This window comes from Roseibium sp. 10G30-5, assembly GCF_055809635.1.
The window spans coordinates 1556522-1580946 of record NZ_CM147918.1; the positions used below are offsets into that span (position 1 = coordinate 1556522).

A 24425-nucleotide genomic window follows, 5' to 3' on the forward strand; every position below is an offset into this window, starting at 1 on the left:
CAGAACGGGAGTATTGTCATTTTTGACAATACTTAGAGGCACAGATCATACAAAGACGCCGGAGATTTCTCTCCGGCGTCGCTTGTTTTTCTGTGACTTACTCGTCGATGTCGACGGTGTCAAACTGGTGTGTTCCCAGCGGGTTCAGGACGTAGCCTGAAACCTTTTTAGACATCGGCATGTAGACCACCGAGTGAGCGATGGTTGCCCATGGAGCCTGCTCCTTGAACACAACCTGTGCCTGCTCGTACAACTTTGCGCGGGCGTCACGATCAGACAGGCTTTTTGCCTTCTGGATCAGACCGTCGAACTTCTTGTTGCACCACATGGCACGGTTCGAGCTTCCAACCGCATCACAGCCCAGCAGAACTGCGAGGAAGTTGTCGGGGTCACCATTGTCACCCGTCCAGCCGAGAAGCACTGCACCGTCGCGATCCTTTTCCTTCGAACGGGACAGGTATTCCCCCCATTCGTAAGAGACGATCTGCACCTTCACACCGACAGCAGCAAAGTTCGACTGAATGATTTCAGCCATGCGACGTGCGTTCGGGTTGTAAGGACGCTGAACCGGCATGGCCCAGACCTTCATCGACAGGTTCTTGACGCCCGCTTCCTTGAGCATCTTCTTGGCAAGTGCAGGATCGTAGGAGTCATCCTTGATGCTCTTGTTGTAAGACCACATTGTCGGCGGGATCGGGTTGACGGCAACCTGGCCCGTGCCCCGAAAACAGCCTTGAGGATCGCCTGCTTGTCGATGGCGTGGTTCAGAGCTTTACGAACTTCAACCTTGTCGAACGGCGGCTGGGTCGTGTTGTAGGCAAGGTAGCCCACGTTCAGACCAGGGCTGCTCTTCAACCTTAATGTTCGGATCTTTCTTCAGCGATTCAATGTCAGCCGGTGCCGGGTACGGCATGATCTGACATTCGCCAGCCTTCAGCTTCTGCAAACGCACGGACGCATCCGGCGTAATTGCGAAGATGAGGTTGTCGATCTTCGGACGTCCGCCCCAATAGTCGTCGTTGGCCTGAGTAGCGGATAACCGCATCCTTCTGATAGGCCACAAACTTGAATGGGCCTGTGCCGACCGGCTGCTGGTTCAGCATTTCCATCTTGCCGTCAGCCTTGAGCTTGTCAGCATATTCCTTGGAAACAATGGATGCGAAATCCATGGCAAGGTCGGCAAGCATCGGAGCTTCCGGACGCTTCAGAACGAACTTGACCGTATAGTCATCAACCTTCTCGATCTTGGAGATCAGGTCAGGCATGGACATGGCGTTGAAGTATTCCCAGGCAGCACCCGGGGTATATTCGTGCCAAGGGTTCTTCGCGTCGAGCTGACGTGCGAACGAGAAGACAACATCGTCTGCATCGAAGTCGCGTGTCGGCGTGAAGAAGGACGTCGTCTGGAACTTGACGCCCTTACGAAGATGGAAAGTGTATTCCAGACCGTCGTCGGAGACGTCCCAGCTCGTTGCTAAGGTCGAGGCTTGATTTCAGTCGTGCCCTTCTTGAACTCAACGAGACGGTCATAGATTGGCTGAGAAGACGCATCGAACGTCGTGCCAGCGGTGTAAAGAGCTGCGTCGAAGCCTTCAGGAGATCCTTCAGAGCAATAGACCAAGGTCTTTGCCTGCGCGGCTCCGGCTGCGAGAACCGCAAGGCTGACGCCCAAACACGCCGCCCGGATGGTTCTTGTGATATTCATTACTTGCTTCCCCTTTTTCAAGTCGGCCAGTGGTTCAGGCCGGATCGAAAACCGCGAAACCGGTTCCTCGATCATTTTTGCGCCTCTTGAGGTCGACAGCGAAAGCCACAGTCGCACCAGAATACAAGAGGCATATCTCTCTCACTCGCCCTTTGAGCCGCCCGCGGATTTAATCCTTGTCATGGGCAGCGCTCTCCTCACGAATGAGAGATGGAGACGGGGTATACCCGTCTTTTCTCATATGTCGCTATGACATAATCGAAGTTTTCACGGAATTCACACCGGATAAAATACATATTCCTCAAAGAAAGACAACACGCGAAAAATAAACCCCAACGACCAACCAAAACCAATAAAACCATCCAATTACAGAAAAGGCGGGAGAAATTCTCCCGCCTTTTCATGTCTTTAATTGACTGAAGGTCTCTGACCACAAAACCTTATCCGACCGACTTCGTCCGCCGCACCGCATCCTGCCAGCCTTCGATCAGGTGCGCGCGATCAGCAGCTTTCATATCAGGCTCAAACTGACGATCAAGATGCCATTGCGCAGAAAATTCTTTCTGCCCAGGCCAGACGCCGCTCTTCCAGCCGGCCAACCAGGCAGCGCCCAGAGCCGTGGTTTCAGCGACCGTCGGGCGATCAACCGGCGCATCAAGAATGTCGGCCAGAAACTGCATGGTCCAGTCGGATTCCACCATACCGCCATCAACGCGCAGCACCGTGTTTCCATCGCCGCTCCAATCGTCCTGCATGGCGCTGATAAGATCAAGTGTCTGATACCCAACACTTTCCAGCGCGGCCCGGGCGAACTCGGCAGGCCCCGTAGCGCGGGTCAAACCGAAAATCGCTCCACGCGCATCCGCATCCCAATGCGGAGCGCCAAGACCAACGAACGCGGGCACGAGGTAGACCGCCTGATCAGGATCAGACTTTTCAGCAAGGCTCGCTGTTTCAGACGCATTCGAAATCAGGCCTAGGCCATCACGCAGCCATTGCACAGCCGCACCTGCCACAAAGATCGAACCTTCAAGCGCATATGTCGTCTCCCCATTGAGACGATAGGCAATGGTGGTCAATAGTCGGTTTTTGGAAGCAACCGGCGTCGTGCCAGTGTTGATCAGCGCAAAACAGCCGGTGCCATACGTGGACTTGACCATCCCGGGCTCGAAACATGCCTGACCGACAGTGGCTGCCTGCTGATCCCCGGCGACACCCATGATCGGCAAGGGGCGCTCGAAAATACCATCGGCGGTTGTGCCGAAATCGTCTGCGCTATCCAACACCTCTGGCAACATGCTGACAGGCACGCCCAGAATTTCACACAACTCGGCGTCCCATTCATTGTTATGAATGTTGAATAGCAAGGTGCGCGAGGCATTGGTCGCATCACAGACATGGCGCTCGCCGCCCGTCAGGTTCCAGATCAACCAGCTATCAACAGTTCCAAAAGCAAGATCACCCGCTTCTGCCCGTGCTCTTGCACCATCGACATTGTCGAGGATCCAGCAGATCTTGGTTCCGGCAAAATAGGGATCAAGGATCAGGCCAGTCTTGGCAGTAAAGGTCTCTTCCAGATCCTGTGCCCTCAGCTTTGCACAGAAACCGGCTGTACGCCGGTCCTGCCAGACGATGGCGTTGTAGACAGGCTCGCCCGTCTTGCGATCCCAGACCAGCGTTGTTTCACGCTGGTTGGTGATACCGATAGCAGCGATACCTTCGATACCGCTTTGGCCCAGCGCATTCCGGCACACATCCAACGTCGTCTGCCACAGGTCAGCGGGATCATGTTCAACCCAACCGGACCTTGGAAAATGCTGCGGAAACTCGGTCTGAGCCGTCGCCCGCGGACGAAAGTCATCCCCAAACACGATGGCACGCGTGGACGTTGTTCCCTGATCAATGGCCAGTACGCCTCCCGAGATGGTCACTCCCGCAACTCCCTGTTCTTCATTTTCTGTCCCTCCGCGGCGTGGCCCGACCCTATCTTTGCAGGAGGCCCAACGAACACGAGGCGAAGATGTGTATTTATGACCATATCGTCATGGCCACGTTGTGCAATGGATAGGCGGCACGTGGTGTCAGACGACACCCTGCTTGCGCCTTTCAAGGCGATCGGCAACATAGGCATCCAGCGCCAAAACGTCGTCCGTGCTCAAGCGAAGCTTCAATTTCGACCGCCGCCAGACGATGTCTTCTGCCGCCATCGCCCATTCCCGATCCATCAGCCAATTGACCTCGACCTGATAAAGGTCATGCCCGAAACACTGGCCCATGTCCTCGAGGCTTTTAACATCTTGCAGCAGGACGCCCGCGTCGGTGCCATAAGCCCGGATCAAACGGCTGGCATGCGCTTCGCTTAAATACGGATGGTCGTTCATCAGTTTTTGTTGTTCAGCCTCAACTTCACTGACCTCGAAGTCGCCGCCGGGCAAAGCAGCATGTGCCGTCCATGCCCCTGTTTCGAAGCCAAGGAATGGGTCAAGTTTCGCCAACACCTGCTCAGCCAGCTTACGGTAAGTGGTGATCTTGCCACCGAAGACCGAAAGAAGCGCGGCCTGTCCCGGCTCGCCGCCTTCCAGCTCCAGCACATAGTCACGGGTTGCCGATTTGGCGTCCTTGGCACCATCATCATACAGCGGCCGCACGCCGGAATAGGTATGGACGATGTCCTCGACATGAACCGGCTTCTCGAGATACTCGCTCACCGCCTTGCAGAGATAAATACGCTCTTCATCAGAGATCGTCACGTCGCGCGGATTGTCGTGATAGTCAACGTCCGTTGTTCCGATCAGGGTAAAATCCCGCTCGTAAGGGATGGCGAAAACAATCCGGCCATCACCGTTTTGGAAGATGAAGCAGCGATCATGATCAAACAGGCGCGGCACGACAATGTGGCTGCCCTTGACCAGACGCACACTGGCAGACCGGTTGGCCCCAATAACCGAGCCGAGAAGATCAGAGACCCAGGGACCGCCTGCGTTGACGAGAACCTTTGCGGTCACCATGGCTTTCCTCGCTTGTCAGCACATTTTGCAGGACAACGCGCCAGTGGTCGCCTTCACGCCGGGCGCTGATCACTTTGGTGCGCGTCAGGATGTTGGCACCGCGAGAGGCCGCATCGCGTGCATTCAGCGCCACCAACCTGGCATCATCGACCCAGCAATCGGAATATTCAAACCCACGCCGGAACAGCGATTTCAGGTTCTGGGAAAAGAGACCTTTGTCGAGGCGCACAGTCCTGGTAGCAGGCAGCATCTTGCGGCCACCAAGATAGTCATACAAAAACAAGCCAACGCGCAGGATCCAGGCCGGGCGCAAGTCCTTGTGATGTGGCAGAATGAACCGCAGCGGCCATGCAATATGCGGCGCGGCGTTCAAGAGAACCTCGCGCTCTTTCAGCGCTTTGCGAACTAAGGTCAAACTCGTAATATTCGAGATAGCGTAAGCCACCATGAATAAGCTTGGTGGATGCAGAAGACGTCGCCCCTGCCAGATCGCCCATCTCCGCAAGCAGGACAGATGCCCCCCGGCCAACGGCATCGCGTGCGATCCCTGTTCCGTTGATACCCCCACCAATGACGACAAGATCATAATCCGGCTGCATCTCAACCCCCGACAGTCTGCTGAAAATCCTCGTCCGCTTGATCGAAGTTCACGTTGCCGTGCCTTCACGCAGACGGCCCGGGAGCAAGCCCAGTGTCTCATGAGTGGACTTACCGCACCAAAAAGCGAAAGTAAAACGAAACCAAACGAAGCTTTATCAAAACGTGGTGTTTTTAGCCTGCCTTGAGGAAAAAAGCCCGCCGATCTGAGGATGGCGGGCCTTTCAAGCAATCAGTCGTCGTTTTCGGGCATATCCGTGTCCACCTTGGTGGTCACCCCATCGCCATCGCCGCGCGGGTTCATGACAGGCCCTGCTCCCTGCGTCTTTGGTACAATCTGTTGCGGGGCCTCAACATAGGGTGGAGTGCCATTATGATAGGTCACCTGCGGGAACGGGATCTCAATATCCCATTCGTCAAACACTTCCTTGACGAACTCATTATAGGCCCGACCTGTGCCCCATTGTTCACCCGGCAGCGTCTTGATCCGTACACGCAGATCAATGGCACTGTCACCGAAGTTGGTAATGCCGTGCATTTCCAGATCATCAATAATCGGACCGCCGAAGTCACTTTCACGCAAACGTCGGAACGCCTCTTCAAGGGCTTTCTTGGCCTTCTTGATGTCAGTGTCATAGGCAACCCCGATGACACCAACGTGGTAGGAGAAGTCACGCATGAAGTTGGAGACCTGATCAACCGCCGAGAACGGCACGATGTGGGTTGTCCCATTGAGATCACGCAACCTCACAGACCGCACCGTCAAACGCTCAACCACGCCGGTCGTGCCGCCTGCCGTTACGACATCACCTTCATTGATGGCATTCTCGATCTGGATAAAGGCACCCGTGATGATGTCCTTCACCAAAGTTTGCGCACCAAACGAAATAGCCAGACCAACAACACCAGCACCTGCGATCAGTGGCCCGATGTCTATGCCGATTTCGGAGAGCATCGACAACGCACCCAGCACGATGATCACGACGGTGAAGGCATTGCGGAAGAGCTGAAACAAGGTGCGTTCACGCGAGGTGACGACGTAGCCAGTGCGTTCCCGCAAACGCAGATCCACCCAGGACATTACCGCCAGCCAGATACCGAAAGTCACCACGATCACCAGAAAGGCAGAGCTGTAGCGACTAAGTATCTCAAGGCCTGAGCTCGACGCCAGCCAAGCTCTCATATCCAGAAGGCCCCAGATGCTGACAATCGTAGTTACGGTCGCAATGAAAACGATCAGACGCAAGATCTTGAGAACCTTGGGCACAAACGCGTTCAAACGACCTTGCAGTGCAGGCAGCGAAGAATGGATATTTTCCGGCACACGCACACCGCCATCGATGGCTTTGGTCATGATGAAGCTGACGATAAACCCGGCCATAATCGCAAGGATCGACAGGACGGACGCGCGGATGATGTAGTCGAAAGCATCAAACGGCCGCGAAAACCAGATCCCCAGAACCGCCAGCACATACAGGAAGGCAGCCCAGTGCCAGTAACGCGCCAATGACCCGAGAACGCGGCCAGCCATTTCACTTTCAAGTTCTTCGGAGTACTTGCGGATATTCCGTGTCACCGTCTTGCGATTTCCATGCACGAGCAGCAGCGTTACGGCAGCAGCCAACAAGACGACAAAATACTTCACGGCCACGCCAACGGCGTAGGATGCAATGATATTGGCCAGCGGCACTGCCAGCATCACACCATAACCGAGAAGCAGCACAATGCGCCCCAATCGGCTTTGCCAATAGGCCGCACTCGCATCTCCGAAGGGCAGAATGCGCAGGCTTGACCGATCAGCCGCAAACACAAAACGGACGCCCACATTGGCAAGGTTTGTCAGGAGAAACGCATTCAGCGCCAAACTTTCCAGAAGCGAGACATTCGTCCCGAGGCTGCCCCAACTCAGAAGAGACACGCCATAACCTGCCGCCCAGCCGACCGCTACGGTCAGCGCATCAAGACCCGTGGTGAAGAACAGCAACAAAAGCCGCAGATACAAACTGCGCCGCTTTGCGCCAATCTTCAGTCGCTTGAACCCTCGCGCCAAAATCCGATGCAACACCCAGACGACCAGACCAGCCACACCAATGACGATGAAAATTTCCAGCGCAGATTTCTGCATCTGGTCCCAACGCACCTGAACATCCCCATTGGCCAGCAAAACAAAGCCGCGCAGAGAATGCGTGATCCGCGTCACTGTCTCCCCAGCCTTTTCCGCAATGTCCATGGTATATTCGCCAAGCTGCACGGCAAATGTCTTTTGCGAGGCAGCCTCTGCCGCAGCGTCTGCCTTGGACTTTTCATCAGTCGCAGATGAGGACTGGCCAGATGGATTTACAGCCGCATCGCCCGAAGGGCCGTTATCTTGATCCGCTGCGCGCGCCCCGTCATTCGATTTTTCTTGCGCCTGGCTTTGCAGCCGCTCGATCAGCGCCTTGCGCGCATCAGGGTCCTGCAACACCTGGATCAACGCCTGCGTCGCTGCATCAACGGATGGCGCTTTCTTGTCTGTAGCTGAATCTGACGGCTTTGAGGAAGACTTACCCTGAAGCGCAGCCGCCATGCTGGAGGTCAGCCCCTGTGCCGAAACGGGCGGTGCCGAAAAAAGGCAGAGGGCAAAAGAGAGAAAAATCGCAGAAAGACAGAATGATCGAAACATGCAGGCTCTCGTGGAGTTGGACATCGAAGCAAACTTATAGCCTGCCAATAAGGCAACGCATTGCACTGTCCCGAAGTTCCAAACAGAAAAGGCGCCAAACGGCGCCTTTTCCACTTTCACCTCACAGAAGCCAATCAGACTGATCCGTGTGACCACGCCCCATTGTCAAGACGTGGCACAGTTGCATCGTCGCGGGTTTCGGCAGGCAACATCTGGGGCATGAAGTTTTGATACGACACAGGGCGCAGGAACCGTTCAATTGCCTTGGTGCCGACAGAGGTGCTGCGCACGTCTGTGCTGGCCGGATATGGCCCGCCGTGCATCATGGCGTGTGTTACCTCGACCCCTGTCGGGAACGCATTGCGGATCAAACGGCCCGCCTTACGCTCAACGATCGGCAACAAGGCCAGCGTCGCATCGAGATCTTCGTCGTCCATCAAGAACGAAATGGTCAACTGCCCTTCCAGGGCCTTGGCCACCTGCATCAACTGAGTAGCGTCCTGACAGCGAATGACAACGCCTGCTGGACCGAAGACCTCTTCATGCAACGACGGATTGTTGAGCCACACATCGGCCATCACCTCAAAGACTGCGGCCCCCGATTTTGCACCTGTCTCTTCGCTCTCGCCCTTGATCTTGACATCGGCCAGATCTGCCTGAACGCGCTGTTCAACCGCATCACGATACGCCTTGGCTATACCCGGCGTCAGCATTGTCTGGGCCGGGACATTTTCCAGCTCGCTTACGGCAGCCGTGACAAATTTCTCCAGATCCGGTCCATCAATGCCAAGCACAACGCCCGGATTGGTGCAGAACTGACCGACCCCCATGGTCAACGACTGTGCCCAGCTCTTGCCAAGCTCTTCGCCACGGTTAGCCAGTGCATGTGGCATGGCGAACATCGGATTGATGGAGCCAAGCTCACCGTAAAACGGAATCGGCTCAGAGCGTGAAACCGCCAGATCATACAAGGCGCGACCACCGCGCAAAGATCCTGTGAAACCAACAGCCTTGATCAACGGATGACTGACCAGCGCTCCGCCTGATGTCTGGCTTGCCCCCTGAACAAGGTTAAACGTCCCCTTTGGCATGCCCGTCTTTTCCATCGCCCGACTGATCGCCAGAGCTACCAGCTCACCAGCGCCAGCGTGGGCAGGATGGCCCTTGACGACTACAGGGCAGCCAGCGGCAAGAGCGGACGCCGTATCTCCACCTGCCGTCGAAAACGCCAAGGGGAAATTGGATGCGCCGAACACGGCAACCGGGCCAATAGGCCGCAGTGTCAATCGCAGATCAGGACGCGGTGCAGGTGTGCGGTCCGGCAAGGCTCGATCAATGCGCGCCCCAAAACAACTGCCCTCCTCGATCCAGTCCGCAAACATGCGGAGCTGGCCCATCGTCCGCCCTCGCTCGCCAGTGAGGCGTGCTTCAGGCAGCGCTGATTCCCGCGATGCGGTCTGCACCAATTCATCGCCCAGCGCTTCAATCTCATCAGCAATTGCGCGCAAGAAAGCGGCGCGCTCGCTCGGCGTGGTGGTACTGTATTCAAGAAACGCGCTTTCGGCAGATTCTGCGGCCTTGCTCACAGTCTCTGCGTCGGCATCCCACACAGCGTCCAGAAGGATTTCACCTGTTGCAGGAGCTGCAACCTTGAACGTGCTGCCACCCTCAACCCAGTCGCCATGGATCAAATGCTTACCAGTTGGCATCGTCATTCCTTCCCTTAGTATGATTATTTGACCGTAAGTAAGCATTTTGCCCCTCAGGCTTCAACCTGTGAAACCGCATTCGAGGCGAAGATGTGAAAATATTCGACCCGGCAATTTTTTCCTGCATAGTCAAAAACTGCATTGAGATTTGACCGGAGCGTTACCCAATCGCTAACTATACGCTAACAACTTATGGCGTATTTTGGCGAAATCCGGAGACACGTATGACTCACGATCTAATTGATTTGGCCAAACAGAAATCACCCGAAGGTCGCGGTGCGCTGCTGCTCGCTCTGGCCGACGCTGTTCTGCGCGGAATCGACAAGATCACAACTGCCGAGCTTGAGAATTTTTCTCAACTGGCGCTTCAACTCTACGATGGAGCCTCCAGCGCCCATCGGTTGAAACTTTCACAATGCATAGCCCATGAACGGCGAATTCCCGGCATTCTGGCCTACACTGTCGCAAAAGATGATGCGCAGATTGCCCGCCCCGTACTCGCCTACTCGCGCGCCCTCTCACAAGACCATCTCGTCGCTCTATCGCGTGAGACCGACGATTCACATCTGCAATTCATCGCCCGGCGCGCCGATCTCGGACCCAATGTGAGTGACATTCTGGTGCGGCGCGGCGGCAAGCAGGTGCGCCGCATTCTGGCTGCCAACCGCAACATCACTCTGTCGCACATGGCCATCAGGGCACTGATCAGGCATGCCCTGCACGATGTTGTCCTACGTGAAGATCTGTCGCTGCGACGCGACATGACACCCGACATGTGCCGACTGCTGCTGCCTCAAGCCAATGAAGAGACGGCTCTCAGACTGCGCCAATTGATCAGCGGTGTCCTGTCATCGGATGACCTGGAGCGCGTTGCACGACTGCGCAAATTACGCCGCCGGTTTGGTCTCCAACTTGATAACATGGAGACGCATAATCTGGCGGCTTTTGCCCGCGAACATCACATCTCGCTGGATGATCTGCTGACCCTGCTGCTGCAATCCAAACGCCTGACACCAGCCATCGAACTGCTTGCTCTGACGACTCGGCTCCCCTCCAGCTCGGTGCGCGAAGCAATTTACACCGGCAACATTGAGCAGGTCATTTCGTTCGTGCGGGCAGTTGGCCTGACCAGCGAAACATTCACCCTGCTGGCCAAGGTGCGGTGTCAGACCCTGAACATGCCCGCGAGCCAGGTGGTGGAATGGGTGAAGGCCTTCGCGGCCAATCAGGCAGGGCTAACAGGCAAGCAGACTCCGACGTCAAAGAGAACCACCAAGGCGGGCTAATCACGCACAAGGTGCGCCCTCCTCTGCGATGCCCTGGGCTCTACCCAAGTTTCCGCGCGCACATTTGCGCCGCCAGAGCCGAGCTGATGGTTGCCGTACCATAAAACCACAGCCCCGGCAGCACGCTTGCCGCCGCCAGGACCACTGGTTTTGGCCGCGAACAGCACAAGAGCAACCAGCATGACATCCAGCATTGACCACTTACTGACAATGCTGAGAAGCACCAGAGAGCGGCTCTTCTGTCCACGCACCACTGCGACATGCAACAGGATAAGCTTGATTGCAGGCAGCACGACCGAAAACAGAATGATTATCGCCGCCAGCAAGGGCTCGCTATCCTGCCACAAGCCGTCGATCATCCGCAGAATGGAAGGACGGTCTTCAAAGAAATACAGCCGCTCGAAACGCATCAGAGGCAGCGTCAGCCCAAGGGCGAAGCTGAACGTTGCCACCGGCAGCAGAAAAGCCAGAAACAGTCTCATCGTTTAAAAAAGGCTCTCCAAATGCCTGCACCTCGGGATGCAGCGGCCAGAGGGTCTATACTGCCTCAACACAACAGGTTTCAGGCGCAGACGCAACTCCCCGACGACAGCGTACGGTCCGCGCCCTCAGGGACCTGCAGACAGCAAAAAAGCGCCCGCAGGGGCGGAGCGCCTTTTAGTCGCAACACAGATTTTCAAAACTGCCAGATCACTAGGGGGGCCGCGATCTATTTCGTTGCATGCGCACGACCAGCGATATCGTCAAGCTCGTCCTGCTCCGCCAGCTCCTGGGCTGTCTTCTCGCGCTGCTGATCACGTTCTTCAAGCTGCTCAAACTTTTTCAGCTCTTCAATCGCAGCGGTCAGTTCATCCCGTGCCCGCTCAAGCTGCTCATCCAGCTCATGAGCCGAATTGCGAAGATTGTCGCGGCGGGTCGCCGCAGCCTTGGCAAAGGTTGGATAGGCAAAATGCCCAACATCGGTAATCCCAACCCGCTCCTGCTCCGAACGGATCTGGTCGTCCAGCTCATCGGCCATCCGGTTGAATTCAGCGATCATCGACTCGATCTGAGCCAGTTGGCGGCGCTTGTCATCAACTGGAAGCGCTTCAAACGGATAAGACTGTCACGGCTTTTCATTACGCAATACTCCCCTAGCGACCTGACACTATCACGGAGTCATTTCCAAAAGGTTGGCAAGTTGAGCATAGCACTCTTCCAAAGACGTGGATTCATCCTTCCATTGTGTCAGGAATTTTTCAATCGGACCGAACCGCGCAATCGCCTCATCCACAACCGGGTCGGACCCCTTTCGATATGCCCCCAGCCGGATCAGCTCTTCCATATCGGTATACGTCGACAGCAATTGCTTTGCCCTGGTCAGCACCGGACGCTGCTCCTCCGGCACGCAGCGTGGCATCGTTCTCGACACCGACTTCAGCACATTGATGGCCGGATACCGACCACGTTCCGCGATGGCACGCTCCATCACAATATGACCATCCAGAATACCACGCACCGCATCGGCAACCGGTTCATTGTGGTTGTCGCCTTCCACAAGGACAGTAAACAGACCAGTGATCGACCCCGTCCCGACCTTACCCGGCCCAGCCCGCTCCAGCAGACGCGGCAACTCGGTGAACACGGTCGGCGTATAGCCCTTGGACGTGGGAGGCTCGCCAATCGACAGGCCGATTTCACGCTGCGCCATGGCAAACCGGGTGACTGAATCCATCATGCACAGGACATTTTGCCCCTCATCACGAAAATGTTCCGCAACTGTCATCGTCAAATAGGCAGCCTGCCGCCGCATCAACACGCTCTCATCCGAGGTGGCGACCACGACGACGGATCGCGCCAGACCTTCTTCGCCCAAATCGTCCTCGATGAACTCCTGAACTTCACGACCACGTTCGCCGATAAGGCCGATCACCGCGACATCACAATCAGTGTTGCGCGCCAGCATCGACATCAAAACTGACTTGCCGACACCCGATCCAGCGAAGATGCCCATGCGCTGCCCCTGACAACAGGTCACGAATGTGTTGAGCGCCCGGACGCCAAGATCAATGGCGCCACCGACTCGCGCACGCTCGGATGCGGACGGAGGTGAACTGCGCAAACGCCTGCCAACCGCTCCGCCCGGAAGTTCTCCCTTTCCATCCACAGGCTCGCCCATAGCGTTGATAACTCTACCAAGCCACGCGTTGGAGGGATGCACTGAGCTATCCCGCGCACTGATCACCGCCTTGCAGCCCATCCGCACCCCCTCAAGGCCTGCGAAAGGCATGCACAAGGCCTTATCATCGCGGAAACCTACCACTTCGGCGGGCACATCGGGCACTCCTGCACCCCGATGGATGGACAGACGCGACCCCACACTCATCTCGTGAATAGGCCCGGCAACCTCGACCAGAAGCCCCTGAACAGCAGCCACTCGACCGTAAATTTCCGTCGTCAACATCGAGATCAATTTCGGCAAAAAGCGACTTCACGAGCAATTCCTTTACAGATCTGGAGGCTTTGGTAACGGATCATTTACGTCTGTGCTTAATCTTAATGAACGGAACGTTGACGGGCGAGAGCCAAATCGAGGGTCCAACGGCATTGTGAAAATGAATCTTGAAGGAATCGGTTAGCCCAATCTCTTCATGCAAAACATTAAGTGGCATTTTTTCCGTTTTTACACGGTTTTCAACCGCTTGGTTGTTGTGCACAGATTCGTTAAAACAAAGGCTACAGCTACGAAACGGTTTTTGTTAACCATAACCCATTAACCTTGGGTCGGGGTTGAAGACAGTCCTTCGTAGCAAGCACCGGCGCTGTCGTTGCGACATGCTCAGGAAAGGCAACATAAGGGGATTGGCATGCGTGTATTGTTGATTGAGGATGACAGCGCTACAGCACAAAGTATTGAGCTGATGCTGAAGTCCGAGAACTTCAACGTCTACACGACGGACCTTGGCGAGGAAGGTATCGACCTCGGCAAGTTGTACGATTACGATATCATTATGCTTGACCTCAACCTGCCGGACATGTCCGGTTACGAGGTTTTGCGCACACTTCGCGTGTCCAAGGTGAAGACACCTATCCTTATTCTTTCCGGCAACGCTGGCATTGAAGATAAGGTTCGTGGTCTTGGCTTTGGTGCCGACGACTATATGACCAAGCCCTTCCACAAGGATGAGCTGGTTGCGCGTATTCACGCGATTGTTCGTCGTTCGAAGGGACACGCTCAGTCCATCATCGTGACGGGCGATCTCAAGGTCAACCTTGACACCAAGACAGTTGAAGTTGGCGGTCAGCGCGTACATCTGACCGGCAAAGAATACCAAATGCTTGAGCTTCTGTCCTTGCGCAAGGGAACCACCCTGACCAAGGAAATGTTCCTCAACCACCTGTATGGTGGCATGGATGAGCCGGAACTGAAGATTATCGACGTGTTCATCTGCAAGCTGCGCAAGAAGCTGGCGGCAGCTACGGCTGGTAAGAATTACATCGAAACCGTTTGGGGACGTGGATACGTCCTGCGCGAACCGGAAGCAGAAGCTGCCGCCTGATCGTGTCAACAAACACAGAGTTCAGAAAAAAGCCCTCGCTGGATGCGAGGGCTTTTTTTTGCGTAAACGCCATCGTTTTCGGAAAGACCTGTGTTCGAAACATGGTTTTAGGTCAACCTGTTAACCCGGCTTCTTAAGAAAGCAGGCTCAAACCGGTCCTTGGCCACAAATCGGCCCTAGAGCTTAAAGTCACCAAAGCCGATTTGAGTTGCAAATCGCGAAAACTTACAGTGTTAATTGATAACTATGCGGCACATAGCGAAAACCGCTGTCACGGGTCTCGACAAATCCGACAGCCGGAAATGGCATGTGATAACCCGCGTAGGGAATGCGGTCATGCGCCACCATTCCAAGGATCTTCCTGCGTGTTTCAGCCGCTTTGGTCTTGTCCATGTCGAAACGCACTTCCCAATCCGGATAGGCCAGCGACCAGACGTAATGATTGGCTGTATCAGCCCCCAGAAGCAGTTGCTGATCGCCATTGTCCAGCATGAAAACCATATGCCCCGGGGTGTGTCCGAAGGCGTTCATCGCCGTAATGCCGGAGACGACACTGTCCCCATCCTTGACGAAGGTCATCTTGTCGGCCAGCGGCACAACATTTTTTGGAAAAGCGCTGCGCCACCGGAAGAGCCATCCATCTTTGACCATGCGTCATATTCGGTTTCACCAGCCACATAACGTGCGTTCCTGAACGTCGGCTCACCGCCCCACATCAATCCGCCAATATGGTCGCCATGCATATGAGTCAGCACCACGATATCGATGTCTTCAGGGGTGTGACCGGCATTCGCCAGAGCCATCTTGATGTTGCCGCGATCAGGCTGCCCGCTTTCACCAATCCCGGTGTCAAACAGGACAAGCTCCTTGCCGGTGTTCACTACCATGGGGGTGAAAGTATTGCGGAAGGCATTGGTTGGCAGAAAATTCGCCGCGCTTACCTTTTCGAAGGTCGCTTTATCAACATTCATGGCGAAGGTCTTTTGCGGTTCTTCATAGAGCGCGCTGCCATCCATCATCGTTGTCAGCTGAAAATCGCCAACCTTGAAACGCGCCACTGGCGCCTTGAGGGCATCTTGCATCTCGCCTCCCGTTTTAGGCTCCGTTGCAAAAGCTGCGGTCGCAGGGAGCCCAAATCCGCTCACAACTGCGCCCGCCGCCAATGCGGAACTTGTCATCATCATCTGTCTGCGGGAAATCTGAACTCGAACGTCGGACATCGTGCTCTCCTTCTGCAAGATTGCAAGCCCACCCCTCCGTCATCCAGAGTTGTCGTAAAAACCGGCAGGCTCGAACGCCAAGGGCTCTGTCTCTTGCCTGAGAACGGCACCAGCCCCTTGGGAAATCAAGCGGCATCCTGTCACATCATGGCCTGCGACCACAGTGCAAGCAGCACACGCGCCTTTCACCTTGCTGTTATTTACGATCCCTGCGCCAGTGAGATCAGGTCCACTGACCCGTCTCACTGAGTAACACTACCTGCGCCTCCGGGTTCCACCCCTCGGGCAAAGGATCCGGACGGCGAATTTCGACTGCTTCCAAGACAAGCCCCGCGATGTTCTGCGCGAACAGCCCCGGCAGGCCGCCGGGATAGGGAACCAGCCCGATGATTGCTCCCGAAGCGTCTCGCACGAAAGCATTGGCCCGTCCGACACCATATTTTTCCGGTTCCAGATCGAACCGGCTCGGGCGCAAGTCATAGACCCTGCCTCCATGTCGTCCCTTGTCCTGGATCAGCGACACACGCTCCAACACGACATCGACAATACCAGCCGGCGCATCGGCAACCAGATTGATCGCCCCTTGTGCCCGCCCGGCAATATCGCGAAAGACAACGTTCTCAACGCGGCCCGCCGGGCGCGCCCTGCGGCGGTCTAATGCATTGACGGTAATCGCCTCCCCGGACCCCCAATAGCCTTCCGGCATTTCATCGCAATCGACCGTGATGCGTTCAAAGCGAATGTTGGAGATCCGCCCGCCGTCGCGCGAAAAAATTCCCAGCGCACGGTTGGATCGGATAACCTCGCAATCCGCAAAAACAATGTCTTCGAAGTCACCATGGCTTTCCGTGCCAAGCTTCAAGGCGCAACTGCGGCTTTCAATGCGACAGTTCATCACTCGAATGTCGCGGCAGATGCCCACTGGCAGACCGTCCTTGCCCTGACTGGTCTTCAACACCACGCCGTCATCTGCTGTGGCAATATCACAGTCGGAAATCGTCACCCCTTCGCAAGAATCGATTACCAGCCCGTCGGTATTCGGCATACGGCGATCGTTATCGACTGTCAGCCCTCGGACCTGCACCTTGCGACAGCACACCAGGTGGATCGTCCACATAGGCGAATGATGCACATGAACGTCTGAGATGCGCACATCGAAACAGTTTTCCAGCACCATTACACGCGGACGCAATTTGGCTGGGACGTGCACACCCATGTCTTCCAATGTGTCGATGATAAACGCCTCACCGGCAGCTTCAATTGTTCCTAGTCCGGTCAACGCAATGTTGGATGCATTCCTGGCGACGAGCGCGGCGCGGTAGGAGTCCTCGGCCACAACACCCACCTCGTTCGCGGCATAAGCATCATAGCTGCCCGCGAACTGTAAAACGGCCCCCTCGGCAAAATGCAAATGCGTATCAGACACAAGCGTCAGACCTGCACAGGTGTGCTGGCCTGCATCCAACACCACTCTTGTCCCGGATTGCGCACACGCCGTGATCGCAGCTTGAAGGGCTTGCGTACAATCACCGGGCCGCGCTGCAAAATGAAAATCCCGGTCAAAGGGCGTCTCCGGTTGCGTCATTGTCTGTCTCCCGACACGTGCATGGGCACCAAACCGCAGCCGGTCCCTCTGATGTCTCAATTCATGAATGGTCTTGCGCGCGGGTGCACGCAAATTATCAGAGACGCCCGTCTGCCAAGGCACACTCAGCTCAGGCTCATCTGGCGGCTCAGATGGTAGAACGCAGCGCATCAGCCGCACTTTTCAGCGTCTCGGCACTGGCCTGCATCTGCTTCAGTTCGCCCTGATCCAGCGATGGTGTCAAGGTCATTTCAACACCATTCCTGCCAATGACCCGTGGGATCGACAGGGCAATATCCGCAATACCCTGAAACGTTTGCATCTGACCCGTCAGGCTCATAACGGCTCTCTCGTCACTCAAGATGGCCCTGACAATGCGAGACAGCCCAGCGCCGATCCCGAAATTGGTCGCACCTTTGCCCTCGATGATCGAATAGGCCGCACCACGCACACGCTGATCGATGCTCTGGCGCCCCTCATCTGTCAGGGGATTGCCTGACTGCCTGAGCGAAATCAGCGAGCGGCACATTACCGACCGACGCACCAGACCAGACCAAGACCTCGCTGTCCCCATGCTCGCCGAGCACATCCGCATTCACGGAGGACGGCGAAATGCCCAGATAGTGCCCAAGAAGCGTGCGAAACCGCGCCGTGTCCAGCATGGTGCCCGAGCCGATGACCCGGTGGCGCGGCAGACCAGACAGATCGGTGGCAATCTGGGTCATGATGTCGACCGGGTTGGTGGCAATCACCAGAATGGCATCCGGCGCATATTTCAAAATACTGGAAATCACCGTGTCGAAGACCGCCGCGTTGCGGGAGAGAAGCTGCAAACGAGTTTCGCCCGGCTTCTGGCTCACGCCGGCAGCGATCACGACAACGGCCGCACCGCGCAGCGCTTCATAGTCCGCCGCATAGACCGAGACTGAATGCGCAAAAGGCGTCGCGTGATAGATGTCTTCCGCCTGCGCCAAAGCCAGCTTCGGATTGTGGTCAACCAGTACGATCTCCGTACCAACGCCGTTGAGAACCATGGCGTAAGCCGCAGTGCTGCCCACTGCCCCCACACCAACAACACCCACTTTCATGACACTCTCCTGCGCAGTCGCACACTATGGATGTTCGTATCTAAGACACGATCATCTGTTCGCGAAATTTCTCGCATCCTGCATCAAAAGATCAGTTTCTCCAAATGCATAACAGACAGTGCGCAGCGCGACAGATTGCCCCGCCTGCATCGCTCTCACGCCCGCCGGAGCCATTGAAGTGACGCCCCGCCCTCTTATCTCCAAGAAAGCGCATTCAAAGAAAGCGAGTTTAAAATGGCCAAGATTGCATTTCTGGGACTGGGAGCCATGGGGTCCCGCATGGCGACAAATCTGCTCGACACCGGACATGAGGTAACGGTCTGGAACCGGTCGACAGCGGCCACAGAGCCGCTGGTCAAAGCCGGTGCACGGCAGGCCACAACGCCGCGCGAAGCAGCAGATGAGGCGGAATTCGTCTTCTCCATGGTCAGCAATGACGAGGCGTCGCGCGACGTCTGGCTGCACAAAGACACCGGCGCGGCTCTTGGCTTGGGCGAGACGGCCATCGCGATTGAAAGTTCGACGATTACCCCGGAGTGGGCGAAAGAACTGGGCCAAGCCCTTGCCGCCCAAAACCGCACTTTTCTGGAAGGCCCGGTTTCAGGCTCGCGCCCACAGGCGGAGGCAGGAAAACTCGTCTTTCTGATGGGCGGTGATGCCGCCCATGTCGAGACCGTGCGACCGGTTCTGGAAACGATGGGATCAACGATCAATCATATCGGCCCTTGGGGAACCGGTGCGATTGCCAAACTCAGCACAAATGCATTGCTGGGCATTCAGGTCGCGGCCTATGCAGAGTTGATCGGCTTGGCCCGGCGCAACGGCGCGGATCCACAAAAGGTGATGGACGCCATCTCCACAACATCCGTATGGGCACCTTGCGCTGGCTATCTCACTGGCTCAATGCTGAACGAGGCCTTTGATCCGCAGTTTCCTGTCAGTCTGATTGAGAAAGACTTCCGCTACGCCCTTGGCGTCGCAGGTGACACCAGCAAAACCCCAACGACTAAAGCCGTGCATGACGTGTTCAAAACCGCCATTGATCAGGGACTCGGCGACCTCAACATGACCAGCGTCGCCAAGCTCTACAAAACCATCTGACCGCCCTGCGGTTGCGACCGATTTTCCGTTTACACTCAAAAGGCTGCGTTCCATGACGCAGCCTTTTGAGAAGCAGCATAGGACATGCATTTCAGTGACTTATTTTTAGAAGTCTAACTTGACAGGTAGACTTCCTATCATTAGATAGCAAACATGCAGAATGACAATGATCCGCTTTCAAAAGAACGCGCCTTCGCACTGGCGACAGAGCTGCGGTCTCTGACACGGCAGATCAAGCGACGTTTGCGCGAACAAACCCCGAGTGACGGCCTCACTTCAAGCCAGATGGCCGTGCTTTTTCGCCTCGACCGGGACGGACCGGCAACCATTGCAGATCTCTCCCGCATGGAACGGGTTCGTCCGCAGTCCATGGGCGCGACAGTAGCATCACTGGAAACCACCGGGTTCGTGCAAGGCACCGCCGATCCAACAGATGGCCGGCGCACCATTCTAACGCTGACCAACCAAGGCACGTGAGCGGCTGACACATGACCGCGCCATCCGTCAGGACTGGCTGACGCGCAATATCGACATTACTTTTTCTCCGCAGGAGCAGGAGTTTCTGGCGAAAGCCGTCTCAATGCTTCAGCGGTTAACAGATCCTGATCACTCCTGATCTCAACGCGCTGACGGTCGCCCCGTCTTCGGTGAGCGCCAGAGTTCCCCGCCCCGTCTTCGCTGAAAGGACCACTTCATGGCCTTGACCACACTTGACCCACAAACCGCCCTCCTGGTCGTCGACTTGCAAAAAGGCATCACCGCAATGCCGCTGGTGCATTCAATCGCTGAAGTTGTAAAAAATGCGGCAAGTCTTGCTGACACGTTTCGAGCGAACAAACTGCCGGTCGTGTTGATCAATGTCACCGGCGGCGCACCCGGACGCACTGAAGAAGGCGCACGGCTGCCCGCAGATCTGCCCGCCGACTTTGCCGATATCGTTGCCGAACTGGGGCCTGAAGCCGATGACATTGAAATCACCAAGACAAGCTGGGGAGCGTTCCCAACAACCGATCTCGATGCGCAACTCAAGACACTTGGTGTTACGCAAGTCGTCGTGTGCGGTGTAGCAACCGGTACTGGCGTAGAGGCAACGGCCCGTCAGGCCTATGAGCTAGGCTACAACGTTACGCTGGCCACTGATGCCATGACAGATCGTCGCCCGGACGCGCATGACTACAGCATCACCAAAGTTTTTCCCCGGCTTGGCGAACGCGGCACCACCACCGAAATCATAGGCATGCTGAAAACGACGCTAGGTGCCGCATGAACTGGCCACATTTGATTGCCTTGGTTCTTTGGCGGGGTCTTTCTTGCCAACGCACTGCCTCACGTTCTTGCCGGGTTGATGGGCAAGCCATTTCAAACGCCTTTCGCGACCCCACGCGGCGAAGGGCACTCCTCCTCCACGTTGAATGTGGTGTGGGGCTTCTTCAATCTGGCCGTCGCATACGGCCTTCTCTGCCATGTTGGGTCTTTTGATCTGCTCATTACACGTGACGTCGTTGCGGCCGGTCTCGGCATGTTCGCCATCTCGTTGATGCTCGCACGCCATTTTGGTCGCTTCAATGGCGGAGACTTGTCGGAACAGTCCTGATCATGGCACTTCCACGTGTTCTAAGATCCTTTAAAAGCTACAACTATCGTCTATGGGCTGGCGGTGCGCTCGTCTCCAACATCGGCACCTGGATGCAGCGCACGGCACAGGACTGGCTTGTCCTGACCCAACTGACGCATCACAGTGCCAGTGCGGTGGGCCTTGTCATGGCGCTTCAGTTCGGCCCCATGCTGTTGCTGCTGCCGTTGACGGGCTATGCCGCCGATCACTTTAATCAGCGCAAAATGCTGATGGTGACACAGGGCATGATGGGCAGTCTTGCGTTGGTGTTGGGGCTCCTCACCGTCACGGGCGTCGTGCAACTGTGGCACGTCTACATCTTCGCCTTCCTGCTGGGGTGCACCGCCGCGTTTGACGGCCCCGTGCGCCAGACATTCGTTGGCGAGCTGGTGGGCGATGCCGATTTGCCCAATGCCGTTGCTCTGAACTCCACATCGTTCAACGCGGCCCGCATGATCGGCCCCGCCGTTGCAGGTCTGATGATTGCCGCGATTGGAACCGGATGGGCTTTCCTGATCAACGGAGCATCTTTTTCCGCCGTTCTTCTGTCCCTGAGCTTGATGCGTGTTGCCGAATTGCGCCAGAGCAAGCGTCTGATGCGCAGCAAAGGCAGCATGATGGCGGGCTTTCGCTATGTCTGGGCGCGTCCTGACCTGAAGACAATCCTGGTGATCCTGTTCCTGATTGGCACCTTTGGATTGAATTTCCCGATCTTCATCTCGACCATGTCGGTCAAGGTGTTCCATACCGATGCCCGTGGTTATGGTATTCTGTCATCCTTTACGGCCTTCGGCACGGTGGCTGGCGCATTGATGGCAGCGGGACGCGAGCGTCCCCGCTTCAGCACCTTGCTGACTGGCACCATCCTCTTTGGTGCCGGCGCAACAATTGCGGCTCTTGCGCCCAGTTACTGGTGGTTTGCAATCACGCTGGTTTTCCTGGGCGTCGCCCAGCTCACAATCACCAACACATCCAACAGCCTGATGCAACTCACCACCGATCAATCCATGCGCGGGCGCGTCATGGCTTTACGTCTCGCCATTGTTTTCGGTGGCACACCCATCGGTGCGCCTATTGTTGGCTGGGTGGCAGACACCTTCGGACCCCGCTGGTCTCTGGGGCTTGGCGCAGCAGGTGGATTTCTCGCCGCCATTGCCGGACTGATCTACGTCTTGCGGGTTCAAGACCGGCCCGACAAGCACGTAACGCCACCGCCCGCCCGATCCTGACACGTTCAGGTGTGGACCCATAAATCAGACCGATGACCCACGTTTTGACGTCAGACGTCTTGGACAAGTCTGTAGGTCCACACCCGGCCAACTCGGAGGGTATTGCTGTAAATCGTCAAACTCGCAAATTACGATGCAGCACGCATGGACACGGCCTCAATCTCGGCAAACTGAAAGGTTTGATCGAGCAACTTTAGTCCATAGGAAAAATCCGGCGCTTTGGTCGAAAACAAGTTGCGATAAATCAACGGTGCCATCAGGTGATTGATAATCAATTCGCAACTGAGAACAGGCTCTTGCCGGGCAGCGGCGCGCTGGCGCATGACTTCGAACTGTTCTTTCACAACACCTGCGCACAAACCGGCGTTGCGGCTGTCTGCGCTATTCAAGACATCACACAACATGGCTCGGCCAAAATCAGTTGCCATTTCTTCAAGATACTGCTCAAGCCAAGCTTGCAGTCCCCACGAAACGACCCTGTATCCACCGGCGTCATGTCAGGTTGCATGGTTTCCATAGCCACGTCAGACAAAAGCTGCGGCAAATCTCCCCAGCGACGGTAGATGGTCGAGGGCGTCACGCCTGCCCTTTCTGCGATGGCAGGCACAGTTAGCGCATCGCGACCCGCCTCATCCTGGATCGCACGAACCGCCTGATGCACAGCCTCCTGAACCCGAGCACTGCGCCCGCCCGGGCGCAGTCCCTTCGTGGTCTTCGCAACCATCTCGTTTCAATCCCTCCAAACAATCGGCACGCTCACTAACGCAAAATATTTGCTTTAGTGAGCAACATACTCTATATCATCCAAACGCAAGATATTAGCTTTTTGACGAATGGACGGTCTCATGTCAAATGTCAGCTCTTCCGGGCCTCAAAGCAAGAGCAAGCCGCCCTTGCCTTTCGCGCTCATTGTTCACGCCCTCTCGCTGATCCTGTTTCTCGGCGCATCCAGCGCCCCGACACCTCTTTACCGGCTCTACCAGCATCAATGGCACTTCTCGCCGTTAATGCTGACTGTGATCTTCGCAGTCTATGCCTTTGCCCTGCTGAGTTCACTTTTGGTGGCAGGCGCGTTGTCGGACCATATTGGCCGTCGCAGGGTGATCAGTCTGGCGTTGACGCTGGAAATCGTCGCGATGCTGTTGTTCTTCCTGGCTGCAAGCCCTGTCTGGCTGATTGCCGCCCGTATCGTGCAAGGTGTTGCGACTGGTCTTGCGACGTCCTCGCTTGCTGCCGCCCTGATTGACGTGGAGCACGACCGGGGTTCCCTCGCCAACAGTTTGTCACCAATGATCGGCATGGCCTTCGGAGCCCTTGGCACAACCGCTCTGGTCGAGCTGGCTCCGGCCCCGTTGCATCTGGTGTTCGCCGTTCTGGTGGCTGCATTTACGCTGCAATTGTTTCTGCTCTGGCAGACCCCCGAAACTTCTGGCGGCAAGCCCAACGTGTGGAGATCCCTGCGACCGAACATCTCCGTTCCGCATCAGGCGCGGGCAGAACTTCTCGCTATCACACCGATCAATATTTCCACCTGGGCTTTGGGTGGCTTTTACCTGTCGCTGATGCCAAGCCTGATTGCTGCGGCCACCCATTCCAGCTCCATTTGGCTGAGTGGGTTCGTGGTCGCCGCCCTGACCCTGAGTGCCGGGGCCTCCATTCTGGTGATGCGCAAACGGCGACCTCTGGTCGCCTTCATGGCCGGTGCGTCCGCACTGATCGTCGCACTGCCGATTATCCTCATAGGCGTCAACACGGGGCACGCGACCATCATGCTCGTAGGATCGGTTGTAGCAGGTACCGGATTTGGCTCCGCCTTCCTCGGCTCACTGCGCACGATCATGCCCCTGGCCCATCCCAGCGAGCGCGCCGGACTGATGGCGGCTTTCTATGTCGAAAGCTATCTGGCGTTCAGCCTGCCTGCCATTCTGGCCGGCTATCTGTCGCAAACCTATGGCCTGCTGGCCGTCGCCAACGTGTACGGCAGCACAATCCTGATGTTGATTGGTCATGGGGTTAATCTTCACGATCGCTCGCCACCGCAGATCCCTGCAAGTGACGGCCTGAGCACACCAAAACCGTAA

General features: G+C 56.3%; 20 protein-coding genes and 3 pseudogenes. 8 read left to right on the forward strand and 15 right to left on the reverse strand.

Annotated elements, in window-relative coordinates:
* Positions 1-97: 97 nt before the first annotated feature.
* The 5 genes and pseudogenes from AC0L7U_RS07865 to AC0L7U_RS07885 all read right to left on the reverse strand — a co-directional run bounded on the left by AC0L7U_RS07865 (position 98) and on the right by AC0L7U_RS07885 (position 9681).
* A pseudogene (locus tag AC0L7U_RS07865) lies at positions 98-1705 on the reverse strand (ABC transporter substrate-binding protein).
* A gap of 440 nt (positions 1706-2145) precedes the next feature.
* Positions 2146-3630, reverse strand: coding sequence for a glycerol kinase GlpK (gene glpK / locus AC0L7U_RS07870; protein WP_473695710.1), 1485 nt, complete (start codon positions 3628-3630; stop codon positions 2146-2148).
* A gap of 156 nt (positions 3631-3786) precedes the next feature.
* Positions 3787-5312: pseudogene (glpD, locus tag AC0L7U_RS07875) on the reverse strand (glycerol-3-phosphate dehydrogenase).
* 230 nt (positions 5313-5542) lie between these two features.
* Positions 5543-7876, reverse strand: coding sequence for a mechanosensitive ion channel domain-containing protein (locus AC0L7U_RS07880; RefSeq protein ID WP_473695124.1), 2334 nt, complete (start codon positions 7874-7876; stop codon positions 5543-5545).
* Between the two features lie 230 nt (positions 7877-8106).
* Positions 8107-9681 carry an aldehyde dehydrogenase (NADP(+)) gene (locus tag AC0L7U_RS07885; protein ID WP_473695126.1) on the reverse strand — a complete coding sequence of 525 codons (1575 nt, stop codon included), beginning with the start codon at positions 9679-9681 and terminating at the stop codon, positions 8107-8109.
* A gap of 224 nt (positions 9682-9905) precedes the next feature.
* Here AC0L7U_RS07885 and AC0L7U_RS07890 point away from each other — a divergent pair, with 224 nt between their 5' ends.
* Complete coding sequence (locus AC0L7U_RS07890; RefSeq protein ID WP_473695128.1) at positions 9906-10967, forward strand: DUF2336 domain-containing protein; 1062 nt, start codon at positions 9906-9908, stop codon at positions 10965-10967.
* Here the strand turns inward: AC0L7U_RS07890 and AC0L7U_RS07895 are convergent.
* The 3 genes and pseudogenes from AC0L7U_RS07895 to fliI form a co-directional block, all read right to left on the reverse strand.
* A complete protein-coding gene (locus tag AC0L7U_RS07895) occupies positions 10964-11449 on the reverse strand; it encodes a paraquat-inducible protein A (RefSeq protein ID WP_473695130.1) in 486 nt (161 codons plus the stop codon). The two genes, AC0L7U_RS07890 and AC0L7U_RS07895, sit on opposite strands and share 4 nt — an antisense overlap.
* A 227-nt stretch (positions 11450-11676) precedes the next feature.
* Positions 11677-12086, reverse strand: a pseudogene (fliJ, locus tag AC0L7U_RS07900) (flagellar export protein FliJ).
* Between the two features lie 31 nt (positions 12087-12117).
* Positions 12118-13410: a flagellar protein export ATPase FliI gene (gene fliI, locus AC0L7U_RS07905; RefSeq protein ID WP_473695711.1), complete on the reverse strand. Its 1293-nt coding sequence runs from the start codon at positions 13408-13410 to the stop codon at positions 12118-12120.
* Between the two features lie 403 nt (positions 13411-13813).
* On the opposite strand from fliI, the gene ctrA reads away from it, so the two are divergent.
* Positions 13814-14506, forward strand: a complete 693-nt coding sequence (ctrA, locus tag AC0L7U_RS07910; protein WP_473695132.1) for a response regulator transcription factor CtrA — start codon at positions 13814-13816, stop codon at positions 14504-14506.
* Between the two features lie 225 nt (positions 14507-14731).
* Here the strand turns inward: ctrA and AC0L7U_RS07915 are convergent, their stop codons facing one another.
* From AC0L7U_RS07915 to AC0L7U_RS07935, 5 genes are all read right to left on the reverse strand, one after another.
* Positions 14732-15085, reverse strand: a complete 354-nt coding sequence (locus AC0L7U_RS07915) for a hypothetical protein (protein WP_473695134.1) — start codon at positions 15083-15085, stop codon at positions 14732-14734.
* Positions 15082-15726: an MBL fold metallo-hydrolase gene (locus tag AC0L7U_RS07920; protein WP_473695136.1), complete on the reverse strand. Its 645-nt coding sequence runs from the start codon at positions 15724-15726 to the stop codon at positions 15082-15084. Before AC0L7U_RS07920 ends, AC0L7U_RS07915 begins: the two co-directional genes overlap by 4 nt.
* A 223-nt stretch (positions 15727-15949) precedes the next feature.
* Positions 15950-17311: a polygalacturonase PglB gene (gene pglB / locus AC0L7U_RS07925; protein WP_473695138.1), complete on the reverse strand. Its 1362-nt coding sequence runs from the start codon at positions 17309-17311 to the stop codon at positions 15950-15952.
* A 148-nt stretch (positions 17312-17459) separates the two neighbouring features.
* On the reverse strand, positions 17460-17855 hold the full coding sequence (locus AC0L7U_RS07930) for a Rossmann-fold NAD(P)-binding domain-containing protein (protein ID WP_473695140.1): 396 nt from the start codon (positions 17853-17855) through the stop codon (positions 17460-17462).
* Positions 17788-18399 carry a lactate/malate family dehydrogenase gene (locus tag AC0L7U_RS07935; protein ID WP_473695142.1) on the reverse strand — a complete coding sequence of 204 codons (612 nt, stop codon included), beginning with the start codon at positions 18397-18399 and terminating at the stop codon, positions 17788-17790. Before AC0L7U_RS07935 ends, AC0L7U_RS07930 begins: the two co-directional genes overlap by 68 nt.
* Positions 18400-18633: 234 nt before the next feature.
* Between AC0L7U_RS07935 and AC0L7U_RS07940 the strand changes: the two genes are divergently transcribed.
* From AC0L7U_RS07940 to AC0L7U_RS07960, 5 genes are all read left to right on the forward strand, one after another.
* Positions 18634-19500, forward strand: a complete 867-nt coding sequence (locus tag AC0L7U_RS07940) for an NAD(P)-dependent oxidoreductase (protein WP_473695144.1) — start codon at positions 18634-18636, stop codon at positions 19498-19500.
* A 153-nt stretch (positions 19501-19653) separates the two neighbouring features.
* Positions 19654-19977, forward strand: a complete 324-nt coding sequence (locus tag AC0L7U_RS07945; RefSeq protein ID WP_473695146.1) for a MarR family winged helix-turn-helix transcriptional regulator — start codon at positions 19654-19656, stop codon at positions 19975-19977.
* 217 nt (positions 19978-20194) lie between these two features.
* The gene (locus tag AC0L7U_RS07950; protein ID WP_473695148.1) at positions 20195-20767 is read left to right on the forward strand and encodes an isochorismatase family protein; all 573 of its coding nucleotides are present in this window, start codon (positions 20195-20197) and stop codon (positions 20765-20767) included.
* 15 nt (positions 20768-20782) lie between these two features.
* Entirely contained in the window at positions 20783-21094 is a 312-nt protein-coding gene (locus AC0L7U_RS07955) for a hypothetical protein (RefSeq protein ID WP_473695150.1), read from the forward strand.
* Positions 21095-21096: 2 nt separating this feature from the next.
* On the forward strand, positions 21097-22344 hold the full coding sequence (locus AC0L7U_RS07960; RefSeq protein ID WP_473695152.1) for an MFS transporter: 1248 nt from the start codon (positions 21097-21099) through the stop codon (positions 22342-22344).
* A gap of 128 nt (positions 22345-22472) precedes the next feature.
* On the opposite strand, the gene AC0L7U_RS07965 is transcribed toward AC0L7U_RS07960, so the two are convergent.
* Together AC0L7U_RS07965 and AC0L7U_RS07970 are read right to left on the reverse strand one after the other, a co-directional pair.
* The gene (locus AC0L7U_RS07965) at positions 22473-22688 is read right to left on the reverse strand and encodes a TetR family transcriptional regulator C-terminal domain-containing protein (RefSeq protein ID WP_473695154.1); all 216 of its coding nucleotides are present in this window, start codon (positions 22686-22688) and stop codon (positions 22473-22475) included.
* 41 nt (positions 22689-22729) lie between these two features.
* Positions 22730-23068, reverse strand: coding sequence for a TetR/AcrR family transcriptional regulator (locus AC0L7U_RS07970; protein WP_473695156.1), 339 nt, complete (start codon positions 23066-23068; stop codon positions 22730-22732).
* A gap of 121 nt (positions 23069-23189) precedes the next feature.
* Here AC0L7U_RS07970 and AC0L7U_RS07975 point away from each other — a divergent pair, with 121 nt between their 5' ends.
* A complete protein-coding gene (locus AC0L7U_RS07975) occupies positions 23190-24425 on the forward strand; it encodes an MFS transporter (RefSeq protein WP_473695158.1) in 1236 nt (411 codons plus the stop codon).

Bases quoted from the DNA above. Each gene is read 5' to 3' on its own strand.
- AC0L7U_RS07975 (WP_473695158.1), top strand. From the start codon at position 23,190: ATGTCAAATGTCAGCTCTTCCGGGCCTCAAAGCAAGAGCAAGCCGCCC.
- AC0L7U_RS07890 (WP_473695128.1), top strand. From the start codon at position 9,906: ATGACTCACGATCTAATTGATTTGGCCAAACAGAAATCACCCGAAGGT.
- AC0L7U_RS07970 (WP_473695156.1), bottom strand. From the start codon at position 23,068: ATGGTTGCGAAGACCACGAAGGGACTGCGCCCGGGCGGGCGCAGTGCT.
- AC0L7U_RS07950 (WP_473695148.1), top strand. From the start codon at position 20,195: ATGGCCTTGACCACACTTGACCCACAAACCGCCCTCCTGGTCGTCGAC.
- AC0L7U_RS07935 (WP_473695142.1), bottom strand. From the start codon at position 18,399: ATGAAAGTGGGTGTTGTTGGTGTGGGGGCAGTGGGCAGCACTGCGGCT.
- AC0L7U_RS07945 (WP_473695146.1), top strand. From the start codon at position 19,654: ATGCAGAATGACAATGATCCGCTTTCAAAAGAACGCGCCTTCGCACTG.
- AC0L7U_RS07895 (WP_473695130.1), bottom strand. From the start codon at position 11,449: ATGAGACTGTTTCTGGCTTTTCTGCTGCCGGTGGCAACGTTCAGCTTC.
- AC0L7U_RS07880 (WP_473695124.1), bottom strand. From the start codon at position 7,876: ATGGCGGCTGCGCTTCAGGGTAAGTCTTCCTCAAAGCCGTCAGATTCA.
- AC0L7U_RS07960 (WP_473695152.1), top strand. From the start codon at position 21,097: ATGGCACTTCCACGTGTTCTAAGATCCTTTAAAAGCTACAACTATCGT.
- AC0L7U_RS07940 (WP_473695144.1), top strand. From the start codon at position 18,634: ATGGCCAAGATTGCATTTCTGGGACTGGGAGCCATGGGGTCCCGCATG.
- AC0L7U_RS07915 (WP_473695134.1), bottom strand. From the start codon at position 15,085: ATGACCTTCGTCAAGGATGGGGACAGTGTCGTCTCCGGCATTACGGCG.
- pglB (WP_473695138.1), bottom strand. From the start codon at position 17,311: ATGACGCAACCGGAGACGCCCTTTGACCGGGATTTTCATTTTGCAGCG.
- AC0L7U_RS07920 (WP_473695136.1), bottom strand. From the start codon at position 15,726: ATGTCCGACGTTCGAGTTCAGATTTCCCGCAGACAGATGATGATGACA.
- ctrA (WP_473695132.1), top strand. From the start codon at position 13,814: ATGCGTGTATTGTTGATTGAGGATGACAGCGCTACAGCACAAAGTATT.
- fliI (WP_473695711.1), bottom strand. From the start codon at position 13,410: ATGTTGACGACGGAAATTTACGGTCGAGTGGCTGCTGTTCAGGGGCTT.
- AC0L7U_RS07885 (WP_473695126.1), bottom strand. From the start codon at position 9,681: ATGCCAACTGGTAAGCATTTGATCCATGGCGACTGGGTTGAGGGTGGC.